Origin of the sequence: Citrobacter pasteurii, from assembly GCF_019047765.1 — a bacterium.
Taxonomy (GTDB): domain Bacteria; phylum Pseudomonadota; class Gammaproteobacteria; order Enterobacterales; family Enterobacteriaceae; genus Citrobacter; species Citrobacter pasteurii.
The window spans coordinates 1,519,754-1,534,708 of the sequence record NZ_CP077262.1 but is presented as its reverse complement, the minus strand read 5'-3'; the positions used below and the strand labels follow the sequence as shown (position 1 = coordinate 1,534,708).

Genomic DNA, 14,955 nt, shown 5'->3' with positions numbered 1-14,955 from the left:
GGGTTGTGGGGGCTGGTCACGCGTGTCACAAGTCTGTTATACTTGCTCTAACACATTGGGGCTGATTCTGGATTCGACGGGATTCGCGAAACCCAAGGTGCATGCCGAGGGGCGGTTGGCCTCGTAAAAAGCCGCAAAAAAATAGTCGCAAACGACGAAAACTACGCTTTAGCAGCTTAATAACCTGCTCTGAGCCCTCTCTCCCTAGCTTCCGCTCTTAAGACGGGGATCAAAGAGAGGTCAAACCCAAAAGAGATCGCGTGGATGCCCTGCCTGGGGTTGAAGCGTTAAAACTAATCAGGCTAGTCTGGTAGTGGCGTGTCTGTCCGCAGGTGCCAGGCGAATGTAAAGACTGACTAAGCATGTAGTACCGAGGATGTAGGAATTTCGGACGCGGGTTCAACTCCCGCCAGCTCCACCAAATAAAACAAGGGGTTACGTGAAAACGTAACCCCTTTTTGTTTGGCTGTGGCGGCAAAATGGCGGCAGCCAATTTGCCCACCGTTCATAACGTCTTAGCCGTTTGTGTAATAAAGGTGATTCACATGGAAGAAATGCACTTTGTTTACATCAATGCGAATGCGCGCATTGGTGCCCATTCAATAAGCAGTGTTAGCCACAGCGATAACCACATTCAGGGTATATGCCAATCAGCCCATTCAATAAGAACGTTTCGTAAAGATAGAATACTTCAAGAATGCACATCTGCTGATGAAGCACAGCAAGCCTGTCAGTCCTTCCTACCAGAAAATTACATCCATCTAACCAAGGCGACCAAGCCCAAAACCCTAACTTTTGACGTCTGTTTTACAGGTTTCAAAAAGGCAGATAAAGAGCGTTTGATTGAAGTTGCCGAGGCGCACAGCATGACAGTGAGAAGTTCCGTTACTCAAAATCTGCAGATGCTCTGTTGCGGATACAATGCCGGTCCTTCCAAAGTAAATGCTGCACGCATGAAGGGTACGATCATCATTGATGAAGAAAGTTTTGTGCATTTTATAGAAACGGGTGAAATTCCTGACGCATAAAAAACCTGCCGCAGCAGGTTCTTGTTTTAAAAATTCATGTGCCCTTGACCACCCGGTGTAGGGTGCGGCGGGGCATTATTGATTATTGTCGGGGTAACGATAAATCGTACAACCGTTTCATGGGTGACAAATGTACTGCCGCAATTAATGTTCTGGCACTGGCAGTAACGCTCCTTCGTGCTATCAGTAACCTGAAAGCTGCTCCGGGTGTGCGCCGCATGTCCACACTTTGGGCAATTCATCATTTTTTATTCTCCGCCACCATTAAAATCTCAATAATGATACACAAAGAATCAATATTGAGAACTTATTTATTCCATTTCTAAATCATCAATCTTTACTTCAAGCTCCATGCTGGTCGTAAATCCATTACCCGGGCTGACAGAATGCGTCAGGGTGGTAATGGTCCATTCTGCATCATCAATCTGCTTTTTGAACCCCTGCACCTTTACCGGCATTTCCGTATAGAGATCTGCGCGCCCTTCTGCCAGCTGCATAGAGAATGAGGCCACACCACGCTGCAGGCGCTCCCATTGCATTTTTGCGGCCCGTTCCGCGTTGCTGCGGTTCGCATAGGTCCGACTGAGTACCAGCACGTTTTCATCCGTACCGACGAGGTAATCTCCCTGTTTCTCCTCCGCCGTTTTTGTCGTTGTAGTTTTCCGCTTCCGCTTTACCTTTACCGCTTCTTTTTTTACCGGTTCCCGCGTATGCAACCAACTGGCAATAACACCGGTATAGGCACCACGATCAGCAAGGGTGAACCGATGACCGTCACCATCTTTGCGGGTAATAGTAACAACCGGCAGCGCCTTGCCGCTGGCTGTTTTGCCCTGGCCCTGGCGGAGAAACAGCAGATTGCCATCTTTCACGGACGCAATGGCGCCATACTGGCGCGCCAGCCGCATCAGGAAACTGGCGTCACTCTCATTGGTCTGGTCGATGTGATCGACGGCTTTGTCGGTCATGTCTTTACCCAGCGCCATTTTCAGGTTGTGGCGCCCGGCTATCTCCTTAACGACTTCCCCCACGGTAGTCTGGTGCCATGACTTTTCACGCCGGGTATTCAGGGTTTCCCGGAAGTCAGCGCTGCGGGCACGGATGGTCAGACGGTCAGGCGCGCCGCTGTGCTCAATCTCATCAACGGTATACCCCCCCTTTGGAAACAATGGCTGCCCTTTCCAGCCCAATGCTACCGTTATCACCGCCCCACGGCGCGGCAGCACAATCAGGCCGTCCGCGTCGTCCAGCTCCAGATCAAGCTGGTCAGCCTCAAATCCCCGGTTATCGGTCAGGGTCAGGCTCATAAGGCGCTTATCCAGCACCGTTGTAATATCCTTTCCCTCAATCGTGACGCTGAATGCAGGCGTTTTGCTGCCGGTATTCAGCAGCGCTGAATCTAAATTCATGACAGCAGCCCTCCCACTGTTCCGCTGATACTGCCAATCGCTGACGTTGCCGAATCCTGCAGGATGCCTAGTTGATCGCTCAGGCTGCCAAACATTTCAGACAGTGATTCATCCACCCTTTTCAGCGACAATGAAAACTCAATCCGGCGCGGCATCCCATCACGGAAAAACTCTGCTTTCGTCTGGTTCAGCCCCTCAATCACGTACATGCCATAAATCGTGCCACTGCCCTCGATCAGGGGCCACGCCTTGCCCAGCTCCGCCATCTGTTCCAGCGCCAGCATAGACAGCCTGCCGCCGGTAATTTCTGGCAACAGCACCCCGGATAGCGTCAGCGTGTCATTATCCGGCCCCAGAAATTGCGTGGTGGCGCGGCGGTTTACGCGGCTGTTTGTCGCATGGCGCCAGCTGCGCTGATACTGCAGCTCCTGATAAGGGACCGTGCGCAGCTCGAAAACAAATAATCCCAGCACCATCATCATGAGTCATAGCCCCCCTGATCGCTGTAGTTACTCCGGGCCTTCGCCCTGATCCGGCGGTCACGCTCATCGAGCTGCCGCGCCACCTCTCGCGCAATATCCTGCGCATTCTGTCCTGGCTGCGCCTGGATAATAATCTGCGTGGGGGCGTCCACATTGATAACCGGCTGCACGCTGGCGCCCTGGCCCATCATTGCGCCGCCTGATTTTACCGGCAGGCTAAATGGATGTAGCGGGGCCGCATCAACCGGCGCCGCAGCGGCCCCCATCATTCCTGCCACCACCGAGGCCAGCGCCGCTGTGCGTCGCCTGCTGGTCACATTTACCGGGCCGTTTACAATCTCCGGCCCGTTCTCCCCCACAATGCCAAACTGCCCGCGAGGAATGTTTCCGCCGGTATCATACATCCCCGCGTAAGCCGGGAACCCGCCTGTCGGTAACATCACACTGCCGTTACCGCTTACCGTGGCTGGCGTCTGATTTGGCAACCTGGCGCTGGCGGCCTCCTTATTGACCAGGCCCAGTTTTTCCAGCAACCAGACCACGCCTGATTTCAGAGACTCCAGCGGATGCAGCGCCATGTTCAGCCCTTCCGCCAGCATTTCACCGAACAAACGCCCCATTGATGCCGCACTCTGCAACTCTGCCGCCGTCGATTTGACCGGCGTCAGCAAATTAGTAAACCAGCCCCACAACTCCCGGACCTTATCCCCTACCCATTGAAAAATGGGCATTAACGGGGCAAAAGCTGACAGGATAGGCGCTGCCGCCGCTTTGAACCCCTCTACTACTCCGCCCAGAAAGGCGCTGATAGGCTGCCAGTATTTCCAGACCACCAGTGCCACCCCAGCCAGCGCCGCTACAACAAGACCGATCGGACTCAGCAACGCCCCAAGCAAACTCCCCACGGTGAACAGCGCCACGCGCAGCACTGCCAGCGGACCAGAAGCCAGTAAACGTAGCACCCCGCCCGTGCGGGTCGCTGCTGCTGCGGTGGAAGGTAAAACCTTAACCGACAGCATCGACAGCGCGAACCGGATCACCGCAATCGGCCCCAGCACTGCAGCCACCGCCACCGCCAGAGTACCCAGCCCGACTGTGATCGCCGCCGTCGCCGCTGCCACTTTCATCAGCGCGCCAGCCAGTACGGGATTCTGCTCAACCCAGCGCCGAAGCGCCCCGGTCACGCCTTTAACCATGCTCATGATATCCATCAGCGGCTGGCGCAGCGTTTCCCCCAGGCTACTGAAAGCGTTCTGCGCGCCCGTCTTAACCAGCAACCACTGCGCAGACAATGAATCCTTGTTGATGTCGGATTCTTTCTGCATGGAGCCATTAGCATCGCTGCCTGCAGTGAGTTTCAGCTGGCGCTGCAGCTCCGGCAGGTTGTTTGCCAGTTTTGCGGCATCATCGCCAAACTCTTTGCCAAAAATCATCGTCATTGCAGACAGGCGCTTATCCTGCGGCAGCTTGTTGACCTTCTCCAGTACGCGCTGAATAGTGCCCATGGCATCCGTGGTCATCTGCTTTTCAATCTCTTCTGGATTGAGTTTCAGCAGGTCCATACCTTCAAAAAAGCGTTTGCTTTGCATGGTGGCAATGGAAAGTTCACGCACCATGGCATTTGAAGCACTGGCGGCAATTTCAGGTGCCGCGCCCAGAGAAAGGAAGGTTGAACCCAGCGCCGCCGCTTTGCGGAAGTCGAGGCGGTCAGCCACGCCGCCCATGCGCTGCAGGACGTTGATAATATCCCCGCCCTTTGACATGGCATTATCGTCCAGGTAGTTCAGCGCATCGCCCAGCTGCTCAATATTGCGCGTCGGTACTTTATACAGCTGCGCAATTTTCCCTAACCCCTCCGCCAGCTCATCTGCAGGCAGTTCAAAAGCGGTTGCTGCTTTCGCTGCAGTTGAGGCAAAGGCCAGTAAATCGCGCTTCTGGTCCTCAAAGGGATCATCCTGATTGGTCACGCCCATGCGGGCGCCACCCTCAACCAGTGCCGCGTAGTCAATCGCTCCGTTCTCCATCGGCAGCTGCTCACTGGCAGCTTTGATGGCATCCTGCATTTCATAAAATTGCTTTGTGCGGTTGCCGTTGTCGTCACGCAGTCCGTTAACCTGTTTTGCCACACCTTTCATGGCATCTTCCATGCTGGCGTAACTCCTGACCGCAGCCACAACCGGCGCCCCCATCGCAGCACCGGCGGCTGCCGTAGTCGCCCCGGCGCCCGCAATGCGATCACGGACCTCAAGACGGCGTGAATACTGCTCACGGACAGCATTGATCCGCGCCTGCTGTTCACCCAGGCGTTTGAGTGATTTCTGCTGTCGGTCAAGCGCCTGCCTGGTTTCATCGGCATTCTGCCGCAGCACGCGCTGGGCGGAACTCAGGTTTTTAGTGTTGATACCTGCAGCACTTAATTCATCGCGTTGCCGCTGGGCTGACTGCCGCAGCCCGTCGAAGGTATCTTTTAGCTGGCTGGCCCGGCGTTTTGCCTGCTCCAGCTCCTTCGCCTGTTTTTTCGTGGGATTGCTGGCTGCAGCAAACGCATTCGCCAGTTCAGACACTTTCTGACGCGCAGCTGTAAGATCGTTTTTTGCTCCCTCAAGCTGGGTGCGAACCTTGCGGAATCCGTCGATACGGGTGGCCTGTGAATCAAACGCTTTAAGGCTGGCACGGCTTTGCTGGATTGCGGCTGCCAGCTCCTTAGAGCTGGCCTGCGCAGAACGGAATGGGCGGGTGAGTTTATCCACCGCGTTCAGAATGACCTGCAGGCGCAGGTTGTTATCGCTCATCGCTGGCTCCGCTTCTCTGTATCGCTTTATACCGCCATTCCAGCACTTCGGTCAGCGGCATAACGTCAGTGACAGAGGGCGGCCAGTGAAAAATGGTGGCAATATCTGCCACCAAATCATCTACCGTCAGGCTGTCGGTAAACCGGCAAGTACCGACTTCTTCAACAAAAAAGTGACCACCTCTACCGACAGCGAGGTGAGATCGGCGGGGTCCAGTTCTGCCATTTCCTGTGCGGTCAGCGTCGGAGTGGAGATACGCGGGATCACTGTCATCATAGCCCCCACGTCCATATCCATAATGGCCTGCAGGCGGGTGCCGCGCAGCGCACCGGACTGAGGTTTACGCAGCACAATTTCGGTAATTTGGGTTTTACCGCGCATGATGGGCGTATCCAGTTGTACGGTTTTTTCAGTCAGCTTATTGCTCATGTTCGTTTCCTGTTAATCAGATACTGGCGCGGATCACCGCGCCGTTAAGTTAAATCAGAGGCCAATGGCGTTGCGGTGCGCTTCCATCAGGTCCACGCCGTCAACAATTTCAATCATGTTGACCAGATCAACCTCATAGAGCACCTCACCGTTAATGGTCAGCTTCGCGTAGCTGTTGGTGCTGCTGACTTTGGTGGTGCTGCTCTCGCCTGTTTTCCACTCGCCGGAATCCACTTCTTTGTGACGCCCACGCACAACCAGCTCAACGGCCTGCACTTCGCCGGTATCGTCTCGCTGAATGGAGCCGGTGAAACGCAGCTGGATGCCGTCAACAGTGGCCTTGCCCATCTGCCTGAATAACAGCAATTCGGTGCCGCCAATTGAGAATTCCGTATCCAGTGCACCGTCATCCAGCCCCATATCCACATCCACCGCGCCCGGCATACCGCCGCCGCGATACTTCTCAAACTTGCGAGTGAATTTCGGCAGGGTCAGGGACTCAACGATCCCCTGCCAGTTGTTCCCGTCGTTGAACAGGTTCAGGTGTTTTAACTTGCGTGGTAATGCCATGTATCCCCCTTATGCACTGACACGGCTGGCAAAATCGACCAGGTAGCGATCGGTGATGCGCTGGCGCAGCATCAGATTTTCAAGCGGCGGCACAGGCGTGTAATCGTAGTCGATGGTGAGTTTCCCGGCTTTCAGGGTGTCTTTATCGTTCACTGACTCATCCAGCCAGCAGTCAGCCCCGATGAGGTATCCCTGATTCACCAGACTGCGCATTTTGGCGCGGATACCTTCGATAATGTCGCGGGCCAGTGATGGATTCAGCGGCTTATCAACTGCCCACATATGCGCTTCCGCCATGGTGTCAGCCAGCACCTGCGCCGTGCGGGTGTAGTTTTCAAACTGGAACAGTGGATCGTCACTGAGGCAACGGGAACCCCAGAAGCGGAAGCCATCTTTACGAATCAGAGTGGTGATATCGTTCTGGTTAAGCAGCCCCGCATCCGTTGCCGGGTCCTGCAGATCCCAGGACACATCAGCGGACAGGCCAGTGACACCATTCACACCCACGTTCGAAAGGGTTTTGTGCCAGCCAGTCTGCTGGTCGATTTTGGCGCGCATACCCAGAGCGCGAGCAGTGGCAAAAGCCGCCGCATCCGCCTGTAGCACAGTGTCAAAGTTGATGAAGTCAGGCCAAATCAACATTCCTTCACGCTGGCTGAAATTCTCACGGTAGGTGATAGCCTCAGACACCGTTTTGCAGCCATAGGCGGAAAGGTAGGCAAACCCGCGCAGACTCTGCGCCACGCTAAGCAGTTCAGTGGAAACCGCCTGCGTATCATGGCCCGGCACACCGAGGATGCGTGGCTTAACGCCCAGCTGCGACTGCGCAGACAGCAGCGCTTTGATGCCCGTTTTTTTACCGTCTGCCGTGACGCCGCCGATAATATTGGCGGTGGTTTCTGCTTCGGTTTCACCCTGGGCCACGCGGATAACCACGGTGACAGGCTTAGCCTGATCTGCAATGGCATCCAGCGAGCGGGCCAGCGTGCCGGACTCGCCTGCTTTGCCGCTGGCGGTCAGCACATCCGTCAGAAGAACCGGCTTATTGAGGGGAAATACGGACGCATCAGCATCATCGCCGGTGCAGACCATGCCCACGATGGCGGTGCTCACCGTGGCAATTGTTCGGGTGCCTTCGTCGATTTCGACAACGCGCACGCCGTGGTGGTAATCCTGAGCCATAAGGCATTATCTCCGGTTGACAGGGATGCCTTATGTTCTGGTTGATACGCACACGGCGCACGTGTTTCTGCCTGTACCATCACTGACACAATAACAGGGTTTTCAGCCTGGCTGGCTGGCGGGAAATTTCTTATACAGCGTGGAAATACCCACATCGAAAAGCAGCGCCACGCGCTGACGTGTTTCACCTGCAGCCAGTAGCCGCCCGGCCTGCGCCCATTGTTCCGGCGACAACTTTGGACGGCGCCCGCCGATTCTCCCTTGCGCCCTTGCTGCAGCCAATCCCGCACGGGTTCTTTCCACAATCAGTTCACGTTCCATTTCAGCCAGGGCGCCCATGATGTGGAAAAAAAAGCGCCCCATGGGTGTCGAGGTATCAATGCTATCCGTCAAACTGCGGAAATTAACAGCCCGCTGCCGCAACTCCTCAACGAGAACCACCAGATGCCGCATACTGCGCCCAAGTCGATCAAGCTTCCAGACAACCAGCGTGTCCCCCGGCGACAGGGTTTTAAGCAGCTTTTTTAACCCTGGACGTTCTGACGTTTTACCGCTCATTTTATCTTCAAAAATCAGCTCACATCCTGACCGTTCCAGCGCATCACGCTGCAGCGCCGTGTTTTGCTCATTTGTTGATACACGCACATACCCAACCAGCATTCACTTTCCCTTATGCAAAAGCCCAAATGATGCCAGTCAGACTGTAAAACTGCATTTTCTTAAACCTTGGTCTACGAGAAAGTGTTTCTGAGTCTGGTTTTTTCCAGCTAGGGGATTTTCAATTTGTATGGGGGCGCGGTTCAACGGGCAGCAACGGTATAGGCAATGTTCAGTTTCCACATGCTTTTGTTGGCACACCATATCTGGTTGCACCGTCAGATATTTCTTCAGGTCCTGAAGGAGTGAATGCTGTCGGGTGGGATTTATTAAATAGCACAGCAGCGGGGGCCAGAATTTTTTCTGCAGACTCTAAATCTTCTGGTATCTCTACCAGCTTTTCTTATATCGCAATCGGTAAGGGGGTTGTATGAAGTATTGCGCGTTGAATAACGGATTTTATGGCGACAATACTCCAGTTGACAAAATTCCGGGGAGTTTTGTGCATATCAGCGACGACGAAGGCCTGAGAATTTTAGACAGCCAAATTAATGGTCAGATTCAGCCCGATGATAATGGTTTTCCTGTTCTGGTGCCGTATCCAGAATTAACAAAAGATGAGCAGCAGGAGCGCGCCGAGCAGAAACGACAGACACTGAAATCAGTCGCTGATACCGAAATTTCATGGCGGCAGGATGCCGTTGATGCAGAGATCGCGACGGAAGAAGAAACCGCCGCGTTGTCTGAATGGAAGAAGTACCGGGTGCGGTTAATGCGCGTAGATACATCAAAAGCCCCCGATATCAAATGGCCTGAACTGTCCGTTTAGTTTGCCATTCCCCACATGGGTAGCCCATTGCTACCCACAACTCGCTTCATTCCCTCCGGTGGTACACCTAAAAACTCCAGTGCCATATCGTCATCGACTGGACTGGCATCCTCAGGCAAAGCGTTATTTGCACAGTATGCGTCGAGTAACACTGTCGGAAAAAATTGATTCGTTGACGCGCTATAAAAGTAAATAGTCATTATCACCACCCCCTCGCATACCAGTTACATGTCAAATTTGCCGGATTAACGCTATTACCTTCAGCGGTTGCACAACCTACTCTGAACTTTGAATTACTGACTGGGAATGCCTGACTAATCTCAGCGTAGGTCGTGTCATTAGGATCTGAGCTAATCAAAACGAACGCACAACGGTTCGGGAACGGGATAACGAAATCCCCATCACCATTTCCATAATTACCGCGCCCCCACTGCTCCAGAAAACCGTCTGGGGTCAAACGCCACCCGTAATCCGCTTTCAGCGATGTCCATTTGCTCATGTCGGGGATCTGGTTTGTCCCGGTTCCTACATCCCTTTTTGCCGCTTCTCGCAGACCAAGGTTTTTGAGAAACTCTGAAACATCAGCAATGTCTTTTCCATTGGCTGCCTTGTCCATCTTTCCGGCAAGCGCATTTGTCATGGTGGTGGCAAAATTAGGATCGTTTCCCAGCGCCGCCGCCAGTTCGTTAAGCGTATCGAGTGCAGCTGGAGAAGATGCCACCAGTGCAGCAATTGCCGCCTGCACAAAAGCCGTGTTAGCAAGTTGCGTGGAATTATTGCCTGCCGCTGCCGTCGGTGCTTTTGGCGTGCCAGTGAATGTCGGACTGTCTTTTGGCGCATATTGCGTATGTGGATCTGCAGCAGCAAGATGTTTTGCCATCAGGTCATCCACATACACCTTAAGCTCCAGCACCTTGTCATCCACATATTTGCGGGTTGCCAGAACCACAGCAGGGTCAATTTTCAGAGTGATGTTATCGGTGCTGCTGGTAATCAGCACCATGCGTACGGTCTGCGTGCGTCCGCTGCCCTCAACGAGCTGCGGCTTATAGCTTTCCGGGCAATTCCCGACGGCAATCAGTGCGCCGTTTTCATCAAACAGGCCGACTTCACGAATCCACCAACCGCCCTCAGTTTCAGGGATCACCTGCTCAGCAATAATCTGGCTGCTGTTCTGGGGATCGATATACAGCATATTCAGTGCTGCGCGGCGCTTTTCAGCCACTAACGCGGTCTGTTGTGCGCAGGGAGTGGGCAGTGCTCCACCACCGTCACCCACCGCCATATGGGTAATTTTAAGCGGGATACCGAGCGCGGCGGCGCTAGCCAGTTTCGCCGCGCCGATATCCGTCAGCAGGGTGTAAAATTTTGCGCTCATGGGTTCACTCTCATCGTGTCAATAACATGGACCGCTCCGCCCTCATAAGCGGTGCCGCCGGAAATAATGGTTTCGTTGATGTACGGGTAGATCGTGATTTCTTCACCGGTGTAGGTGGCTGCACCCACAAAATACGGGCCGCCTGTCTGCAGGTTGATGGACATGCCAACCAGATGACGGCTGCACGGTTTGGCGTCACCGATCAGGCGCTCCAGCTCCAGATAGGTTTCTTCTGTTATACCCTGGTCCTGCACGCCAATATCCAGACGGAACGTCCCCGGCGTTTCGCCGGTCTGCCACCACTCAATGATGCGGATCAGGAAGCCGAACGGCTCCACCACACGCCGCACGGCGCTGGTTGTCCCCTTGTGCTGATGGATATAAAACGCGTCCTGCACAACGCGGCGCTTGACGCTTTCTGTCCAGCTTTCATCCCAGCGGTCAACAGAAAACGCCCAGGCCAGATAAGGCAGGAACCTGATCGGGCAGGTTGCCGGGTTCCATAAATCACGCAACGATACCTGCAGATCGGAAATCCCGCTGCAGGTCTGCGCCAGTCGGCGTTCAAGCGGCGACGAACCCGGCGGCAACAGACTACTCATCCGTGCCCCCGTTGGTGACGCTCCACTCTGTGCAGGACGCTGCCTGCGTCTTATCCAGCACCACATCATCCAGCGGGGACGCCAGCTCCACACGCTGGACGCCCTCTACGTGCAACGCGGCATAAATGGCGCTGCGGCGGATATCACGTCCCAGCCGCGTCTGACTGGCGATGTATCTCTGCAGGCTGGCTTTTGCTTCTGCCATCACCGGCTCAGCCTCCGGCCCCGGATAAAGGAAGATCGTCGCATCCACGCTGTACGGAATAATTTCAGCGCTGCGCACCGTCAGGCGGTCTGCCACCGGGCGAACCTTTTCACTGTTAAGCGCCAGCTCAACCACCGCCAGCAGGTCAGCCCCTGCCGTACCGTCACCCTCGCGACTCAGCACGGTAAGCACCACCTCTGCCGGTGCCGGACTGGTTGCGCTGGCATCAGCCACGCGCCCGTCGGCGCTTCTGGCGTGGAACTCATAGGCTCCCGTCGGCCCTGCAACGGACAGCCCCTCAAATGCTGCAGGAATGCGCTGACGTAATGCTTCATCACTTTCCATCACTGCGGCGACCGGCGGCACCGCATCATTATCGGCAGGGACTACCGTCAGGCGCTTCACGTTGCAGTTGCCTGCCAGTTGCTCAAGGTCATTTCCCATGGAGTAGGCCACCATGACAGCCTGCGCAGCCTCATTAATTCGCTGGCGCAGCAGGATTTCGCGGTAAGTATTCTCCTGCAGCAGTTTGGTGACAGGTTCTGACTCCAGCGCTAACGTGCGCATAACGGCCTCCTGTTCATCAGCCGGATGGAGGGCCACAAAGGAGGCCTTGCGTTCTGCCAGCAATGCCTCAAAGTCCGGCACGTCCACAATCTGCGGCGGCGGTAGTCGGGAAAGATCAATGACTGCCATTGTCTGCTCCTGTTGATACGGAAAGGGAAACTGGCGCACCGTTATTGCTGTGTCCGGTAAGCTCAACCACCATAGAGCCGTCAAAATTGCCGTTGATGGTGATGGAGTCCAGCGTAAGGCGCGGCTCCCAACGGTTCAGCGCCACATAAACCGCAGACATAATCTGCAGGCGCAGCGCCGGGTTCTGCGGCTGGTCAATCAGGGCAGACAGCAGGGAGCCATATTCCCGGCGGGCAAGACGGCTGCCCTGCGGCGTCAGCAGAATATCCCGCACCGACTGGCGCAGATGGTCTGTATCTGAAATGGCCTGCCCGTCATTCCTGCTCATACCGATATACAACGTCATACCGGACCTCCCGTGTTATCGCCGCCTTTCAGAACACCAGTATGCTCATGGTCATCAACTACGATCCCGTTGGAACTCATCGCGCCACCGCCCTGAGTGACGCCACCATTGATCACCACCTCGCTGTTAATGCGCGTGGTGTCAGCCTCCACCACAAACTCACCGGTTTTGAGGGTGATATTGTCCACCGCTTCGATCACCATGGATTTGATGCCCCTGACATGCCACCGTCCGGTGGCAGGTTCATACTCAAACCAGCCCCCGTCCGGGTACTCCGTCACGCAGCCGTCCACAGAATCCGACGGCGGCGGAAACTGATTGGAGTAGATAGCGGGCAGCACAAAAGCGGTTTCCAGATTGCCCCCCATGCTCAGCACCACCACCTGCTCATCCGGCGACGGGCACCACCATGTACGGGCACCACCGGCACGCAGCGTCAGCCAGTTAATCCAGTTGGTTTCAAGGTCGCCCACTTTCACCCGACACAGCCACTTTTTCCGGTCCACTTCGGTCACAGTACCGGTGCGGATCAGATTGGTGATAAGGCGCATGATTTCGGTTATTTGTGCATTCATAACGAAAGGTTGCCATCAGAGGGAAAAGGTAGGCAGTTCTGGCGGTTGTACCAGCGATGAAACAAAGATCACCCCGCCAGCCAGCGCAACAGAGTGTCACGGGTAACGGTTTCCACCTCATCATTCACACCCAGCAGGCGGCGCTCAGCGTAGCGGACCTCCGGGCCTTTACGGCTGACGCGGTCACGCAGGCCGTAGTGGTGAACACGGGCAATGCGCTGCACCTTGCCTTCAAACTGCACGCTGGCAGAGTCGGCACTGGCTGCAATTTTCAGGTATTTTGTGGTGCGAAGCTTTGCAAACATCTGGCGTTTGATGCGTCCCTTCTTGCTGCGGGCTGTCACCCGGCGCGGCTCATAGCCGCTGCCGTCAGGATTACGCTGCAGCCTGATGTTCTGCTGCTGCGTCCGGCGCAGTTGTTGCGCCAGTTGCCGCATCATACGGCTGCGCGCGGCAGGCTCCAGATTCGCCAATAGCGCCGTCAGCCAGTCATCCACCCTCTGTAGCTCATCCATGTTTCACCGTCCACATTTCCTCGAATCCATCAGGCTCCGGCACCGCTTCAACGCTCGACACATTACCGTCAGTGCTGACCAGTACACGCTCCGTCAGTTGCAGATTCAGGCTGATATCGCACACATCATTGCGCAGAATATCCACTTCAAAGGTGAACAGTTTTTCGCGCAGCTCCGGGTTGTTGATGGCGTCCGGCTGGTTTTCTCTGAGCCACAGCAACACGGGAGCCATCAGCAGATTCTGGTCGCCGCTGAAATCCTCGATCACCACGTTCAGGGTGTAGCGGTATTCCCATGACATAGAGCTGGCACCGGTTGCCACCAGTGAGCCGTTATCAACGAAAAGGTGCAGCTTATCTGGGTTGTTGCGGACATACGCCACCGCTTTATTCAGGGCGCTGCGCAGGGACTGCGGTTTGTTCACTCTCTCGCTCCTGACACGCAACTATCGTGTCGACTTTGTCAGCACAGACCGCCCAGGCGGCCTCTGTTTCATCCAGCGCCGTATTCAGATCACCGTTACTGCGCGGCGCTGATCTTTCCAGGCGGCACTGCGTCACTCTGGGACAGCCATTCACGGTAAGCAACACCTCCGGCAAGGGCCGGACGTTCGCGCAGCCTGATAATGTCAGCAGGCAAAGGAGCGTCAGCCCAGCGGCGCAAATCCTCGTTTTCACGTTTCAGTTCCTCGATCCGGCGCTGGCGGCTTCGCAGCAGTGCGGTGGTCTGTTCCGCTGCCGCATAAAGCCGCGTCTGCTCCCGGCTGTTGGTTTCGGTCAGAATGGACAGGCCGATCAACTGACTGTTTTTCTTCGTCAGTTCCTGCGTTTTACTTTTCAGCGCCGCGCCCTGCGTCTCAATGGTGTGACTGGCATTGTTAAGCCGCCACGACTGCCAGCCCAGCGCCACAAGAACCAGCGCCAGCCCTAACATCAGTGCGCGATTCATTCCCGCAATGCCTTTAATTCATCCTTGATTGCCAGGCCAATGGCAACGGTAGATACATAAACCAGCCCCGTCAGTTTCCACCCGGCAAGCAACACCACAAAGGCAGTAGCCAGGCGCAGATACCAGGAGAGAGAGATTGCGTCCATCACCCTTAATACCCTGCCCAGAAGGAATCTGACCTTTAGCCGGTCATTACCTGTCAGAGTGCAAGAATAAAGCCCGGTGAAGCAGACCAGAGAAAACGCGGCAAACTCAAACCACATGATCAGCGCCAGCGGGAAAAGCGCATGGGAGGCAGGAAAAATCACATCAACCATCACAAGAAGCGCCAGAACCGAAAGCGGCAGCCAGTAACTTTTTAACCATTTCATT

The 14,955-nt window shown here is 55.2% G+C and carries 22 protein-coding genes and 1 other RNA gene; 4 read left to right on the top strand and 19 right to left on the bottom strand.

Annotated elements, in window-relative coordinates:
- Positions 1 to 57 precede the first annotated feature (57 nt).
- Positions 58 to 421: a transfer-messenger RNA gene (gene ssrA, locus I6L54_RS07515) on the top strand.
- Between the two features lie 124 nt (positions 422 to 545).
- Positions 546 to 1,028: a BRCT domain-containing protein gene (locus I6L54_RS07510; protein WP_040234076.1), complete on the top strand. Its 483-nt coding sequence runs from the start codon at positions 546 to 548 to the stop codon at positions 1,026 to 1,028.
- 26 nt (positions 1,029 to 1,054) lie between these two features.
- Here the strand turns inward: I6L54_RS07510 and I6L54_RS07505 are convergent, their stop codons facing one another.
- The 9 genes from I6L54_RS07505 to I6L54_RS07465 form a co-directional block, all read right to left on the bottom strand.
- Complete coding sequence (locus I6L54_RS07505; RefSeq protein ID WP_023184674.1) at positions 1,055 to 1,273, bottom strand: ogr/Delta-like zinc finger family protein; 219 nt, start codon at positions 1,271 to 1,273, stop codon at positions 1,055 to 1,057.
- A 66-nt stretch (positions 1,274 to 1,339) separates the two neighbouring features.
- Positions 1,340 to 2,437: a phage late control D family protein gene (locus tag I6L54_RS07500; protein ID WP_040234056.1), complete on the bottom strand. Its 1,098-nt coding sequence runs from the start codon at positions 2,435 to 2,437 to the stop codon at positions 1,340 to 1,342.
- Positions 2,434 to 2,919, bottom strand: coding sequence for a phage tail protein (locus tag I6L54_RS07495; protein WP_040234055.1), 486 nt, complete (start codon positions 2,917 to 2,919; stop codon positions 2,434 to 2,436). The genes I6L54_RS07500 and I6L54_RS07495 overlap by 4 nt, the downstream gene beginning before the upstream one ends.
- Positions 2,916 to 5,711 (bottom strand): phage tail tape measure protein, encoded by a 2,796-nt coding sequence (locus I6L54_RS07490; protein WP_040234054.1) that lies wholly within the window; start codon positions 5,709 to 5,711, stop codon positions 2,916 to 2,918. The genes I6L54_RS07495 and I6L54_RS07490 overlap by 4 nt, the downstream gene beginning before the upstream one ends.
- Complete coding sequence (locus tag I6L54_RS07485) at positions 5,701 to 5,823, bottom strand: GpE family phage tail protein (protein WP_032300013.1); 123 nt, start codon at positions 5,821 to 5,823, stop codon at positions 5,701 to 5,703. The genes I6L54_RS07490 and I6L54_RS07485 overlap by 11 nt, the downstream gene beginning before the upstream one ends.
- Positions 5,824 to 5,837: 14 nt before the next feature.
- On the bottom strand, positions 5,838 to 6,140 hold the full coding sequence (locus tag I6L54_RS07480; RefSeq protein WP_040234052.1) for a phage tail assembly protein: 303 nt from the start codon (positions 6,138 to 6,140) through the stop codon (positions 5,838 to 5,840).
- A 54-nt stretch (positions 6,141 to 6,194) separates the two neighbouring features.
- On the bottom strand, positions 6,195 to 6,710 hold the full coding sequence (locus I6L54_RS07475; protein WP_040234050.1) for a phage major tail tube protein: 516 nt from the start codon (positions 6,708 to 6,710) through the stop codon (positions 6,195 to 6,197).
- 9 nt (positions 6,711 to 6,719) lie between these two features.
- Positions 6,720 to 7,892 (bottom strand): phage tail sheath protein, encoded by a 1,173-nt coding sequence (locus I6L54_RS07470; protein ID WP_040234048.1) that lies wholly within the window; start codon positions 7,890 to 7,892, stop codon positions 6,720 to 6,722.
- Positions 7,893 to 7,994: 102 nt separating this feature from the next.
- Positions 7,995 to 8,552, bottom strand: a complete 558-nt coding sequence (locus I6L54_RS07465; RefSeq protein WP_040234046.1) for a recombinase family protein — start codon at positions 8,550 to 8,552, stop codon at positions 7,995 to 7,997.
- Positions 8,553 to 8,605: 53 nt separating this feature from the next.
- On the opposite strand from I6L54_RS07465, the gene I6L54_RS24550 reads away from it, so the two are divergent.
- On the top strand, positions 8,606 to 8,923 hold the full coding sequence (locus tag I6L54_RS24550; protein WP_425514912.1) for a gp53-like domain-containing protein: 318 nt from the start codon (positions 8,606 to 8,608) through the stop codon (positions 8,921 to 8,923).
- Positions 8,920 to 9,318 carry a tail fiber assembly protein gene (locus I6L54_RS07460; protein WP_082031729.1) on the top strand — a complete coding sequence of 133 codons (399 nt, stop codon included), beginning with the start codon at positions 8,920 to 8,922 and terminating at the stop codon, positions 9,316 to 9,318. Before I6L54_RS24550 ends, I6L54_RS07460 begins: the two co-directional genes overlap by 4 nt.
- A 202-nt stretch (positions 9,319 to 9,520) precedes the next feature.
- Here I6L54_RS07460 and I6L54_RS07455 read toward each other — a convergent pair whose 3' ends face one another.
- The 10 genes from I6L54_RS07455 to I6L54_RS07415 all read right to left on the bottom strand — a co-directional run bounded on the left by I6L54_RS07455 (position 9,521) and on the right by I6L54_RS07415 (position 14,954).
- Positions 9,521 to 10,696: a phage tail protein gene (locus tag I6L54_RS07455; protein ID WP_425514904.1), complete on the bottom strand. Its 1,176-nt coding sequence runs from the start codon at positions 10,694 to 10,696 to the stop codon at positions 9,521 to 9,523.
- A complete protein-coding gene (locus I6L54_RS07450; RefSeq protein WP_040233390.1) occupies positions 10,693 to 11,298 on the bottom strand; it encodes a phage tail protein I in 606 nt (201 codons plus the stop codon). Before I6L54_RS07450 ends, I6L54_RS07455 begins: the two co-directional genes overlap by 4 nt.
- The gene (locus I6L54_RS07445) at positions 11,291 to 12,199 is read right to left on the bottom strand and encodes a baseplate assembly protein (RefSeq protein ID WP_040233388.1); all 909 of its coding nucleotides are present in this window, start codon (positions 12,197 to 12,199) and stop codon (positions 11,291 to 11,293) included. The genes I6L54_RS07450 and I6L54_RS07445 overlap by 8 nt, the downstream gene beginning before the upstream one ends.
- Complete coding sequence (locus I6L54_RS07440) at positions 12,186 to 12,545, bottom strand: GPW/gp25 family protein (protein ID WP_040233387.1); 360 nt, start codon at positions 12,543 to 12,545, stop codon at positions 12,186 to 12,188. Before I6L54_RS07440 ends, I6L54_RS07445 begins: the two co-directional genes overlap by 14 nt.
- Positions 12,542 to 13,120, bottom strand: coding sequence for a phage baseplate assembly protein V (locus I6L54_RS07435; RefSeq protein WP_040233386.1), 579 nt, complete (start codon positions 13,118 to 13,120; stop codon positions 12,542 to 12,544). The genes I6L54_RS07440 and I6L54_RS07435 overlap by 4 nt, the downstream gene beginning before the upstream one ends.
- Before the next feature lie 68 nt (positions 13,121 to 13,188).
- Positions 13,189 to 13,635, bottom strand: coding sequence for a phage virion morphogenesis protein (locus I6L54_RS07430; protein ID WP_040233382.1), 447 nt, complete (start codon positions 13,633 to 13,635; stop codon positions 13,189 to 13,191).
- Positions 13,628 to 14,059 carry a phage tail protein gene (locus I6L54_RS07425; protein ID WP_040233380.1) on the bottom strand — a complete coding sequence of 144 codons (432 nt, stop codon included), beginning with the start codon at positions 14,057 to 14,059 and terminating at the stop codon, positions 13,628 to 13,630. Before I6L54_RS07425 ends, I6L54_RS07430 begins: the two co-directional genes overlap by 8 nt.
- Complete coding sequence (gene lysC, locus I6L54_RS07420) at positions 14,022 to 14,270, bottom strand: Rz1-like lysis system protein LysC (protein ID WP_226794656.1); 249 nt, start codon at positions 14,268 to 14,270, stop codon at positions 14,022 to 14,024. The genes I6L54_RS07425 and lysC overlap by 38 nt, the downstream gene beginning before the upstream one ends.
- The gene (gene lysB, locus I6L54_RS24260) at positions 14,155 to 14,583 is read right to left on the bottom strand and encodes an Rz-like lysis system protein LysB (RefSeq protein WP_040233379.1); all 429 of its coding nucleotides are present in this window, start codon (positions 14,581 to 14,583) and stop codon (positions 14,155 to 14,157) included. Before lysB ends, lysC begins: the two co-directional genes overlap by 116 nt.
- On the bottom strand, positions 14,580 to 14,954 hold the full coding sequence (locus I6L54_RS07415; RefSeq protein WP_040233376.1) for a DNZ54_00345 family protein: 375 nt from the start codon (positions 14,952 to 14,954) through the stop codon (positions 14,580 to 14,582). The genes lysB and I6L54_RS07415 overlap by 4 nt, the downstream gene beginning before the upstream one ends.
- Between the last annotated feature and the right edge of the window lies 1 nt (position 14,955).

Bases quoted from the DNA above. Each gene is read 5' to 3' on its own strand.
- I6L54_RS07510 (WP_040234076.1), top strand. From the start codon at position 546: ATGGAAGAAATGCACTTTGTTTACATCAATGCGAATGCGCGCATTGGT.
- I6L54_RS07505 (WP_023184674.1), bottom strand. From the start codon at position 1,273: ATGATGAATTGCCCAAAGTGTGGACATGCGGCGCACACCCGGAGCAGC.
- I6L54_RS07500 (WP_040234056.1), bottom strand. From the start codon at position 2,437: ATGAATTTAGATTCAGCGCTGCTGAATACCGGCAGCAAAACGCCTGCA.
- I6L54_RS07495 (WP_040234055.1), bottom strand. From the start codon at position 2,919: ATGATGATGGTGCTGGGATTATTTGTTTTCGAGCTGCGCACGGTCCCT.
- I6L54_RS07490 (WP_040234054.1), bottom strand. From the start codon at position 5,711: ATGAGCGATAACAACCTGCGCCTGCAGGTCATTCTGAACGCGGTGGAT.
- I6L54_RS07480 (WP_040234052.1), bottom strand. From the start codon at position 6,140: ATGAGCAATAAGCTGACTGAAAAAACCGTACAACTGGATACGCCCATC.
- I6L54_RS07475 (WP_040234050.1), bottom strand. From the start codon at position 6,710: ATGGCATTACCACGCAAGTTAAAACACCTGAACCTGTTCAACGACGGG.
- I6L54_RS07470 (WP_040234048.1), bottom strand. From the start codon at position 7,892: ATGGCTCAGGATTACCACCACGGCGTGCGCGTTGTCGAAATCGACGAA.
- I6L54_RS07465 (WP_040234046.1), bottom strand. From the start codon at position 8,552: ATGCTGGTTGGGTATGTGCGTGTATCAACAAATGAGCAAAACACGGCG.
- I6L54_RS07460 (WP_082031729.1), top strand. From the start codon at position 8,920: ATGAAGTATTGCGCGTTGAATAACGGATTTTATGGCGACAATACTCCA.
- I6L54_RS07455 (WP_425514904.1), bottom strand. From the start codon at position 10,696: ATGAGCGCAAAATTTTACACCCTGCTGACGGATATCGGCGCGGCGAAA.
- I6L54_RS07450 (WP_040233390.1), bottom strand. From the start codon at position 11,298: ATGAGTAGTCTGTTGCCGCCGGGTTCGTCGCCGCTTGAACGCCGACTG.
- I6L54_RS07445 (WP_040233388.1), bottom strand. From the start codon at position 12,199: ATGGCAGTCATTGATCTTTCCCGACTACCGCCGCCGCAGATTGTGGAC.
- I6L54_RS07440 (WP_040233387.1), bottom strand. From the start codon at position 12,545: ATGACGTTGTATATCGGTATGAGCAGGAATGACGGGCAGGCCATTTCA.
- I6L54_RS07435 (WP_040233386.1), bottom strand. From the start codon at position 13,120: ATGAATGCACAAATAACCGAAATCATGCGCCTTATCACCAATCTGATC.
- I6L54_RS07430 (WP_040233382.1), bottom strand. From the start codon at position 13,635: ATGGATGAGCTACAGAGGGTGGATGACTGGCTGACGGCGCTATTGGCG.
- lysB (WP_040233379.1), bottom strand. From the start codon at position 14,583: ATGAATCGCGCACTGATGTTAGGGCTGGCGCTGGTTCTTGTGGCGCTG.
- I6L54_RS07415 (WP_040233376.1), bottom strand. From the start codon at position 14,954: ATGAAATGGTTAAAAAGTTACTGGCTGCCGCTTTCGGTTCTGGCGCTT.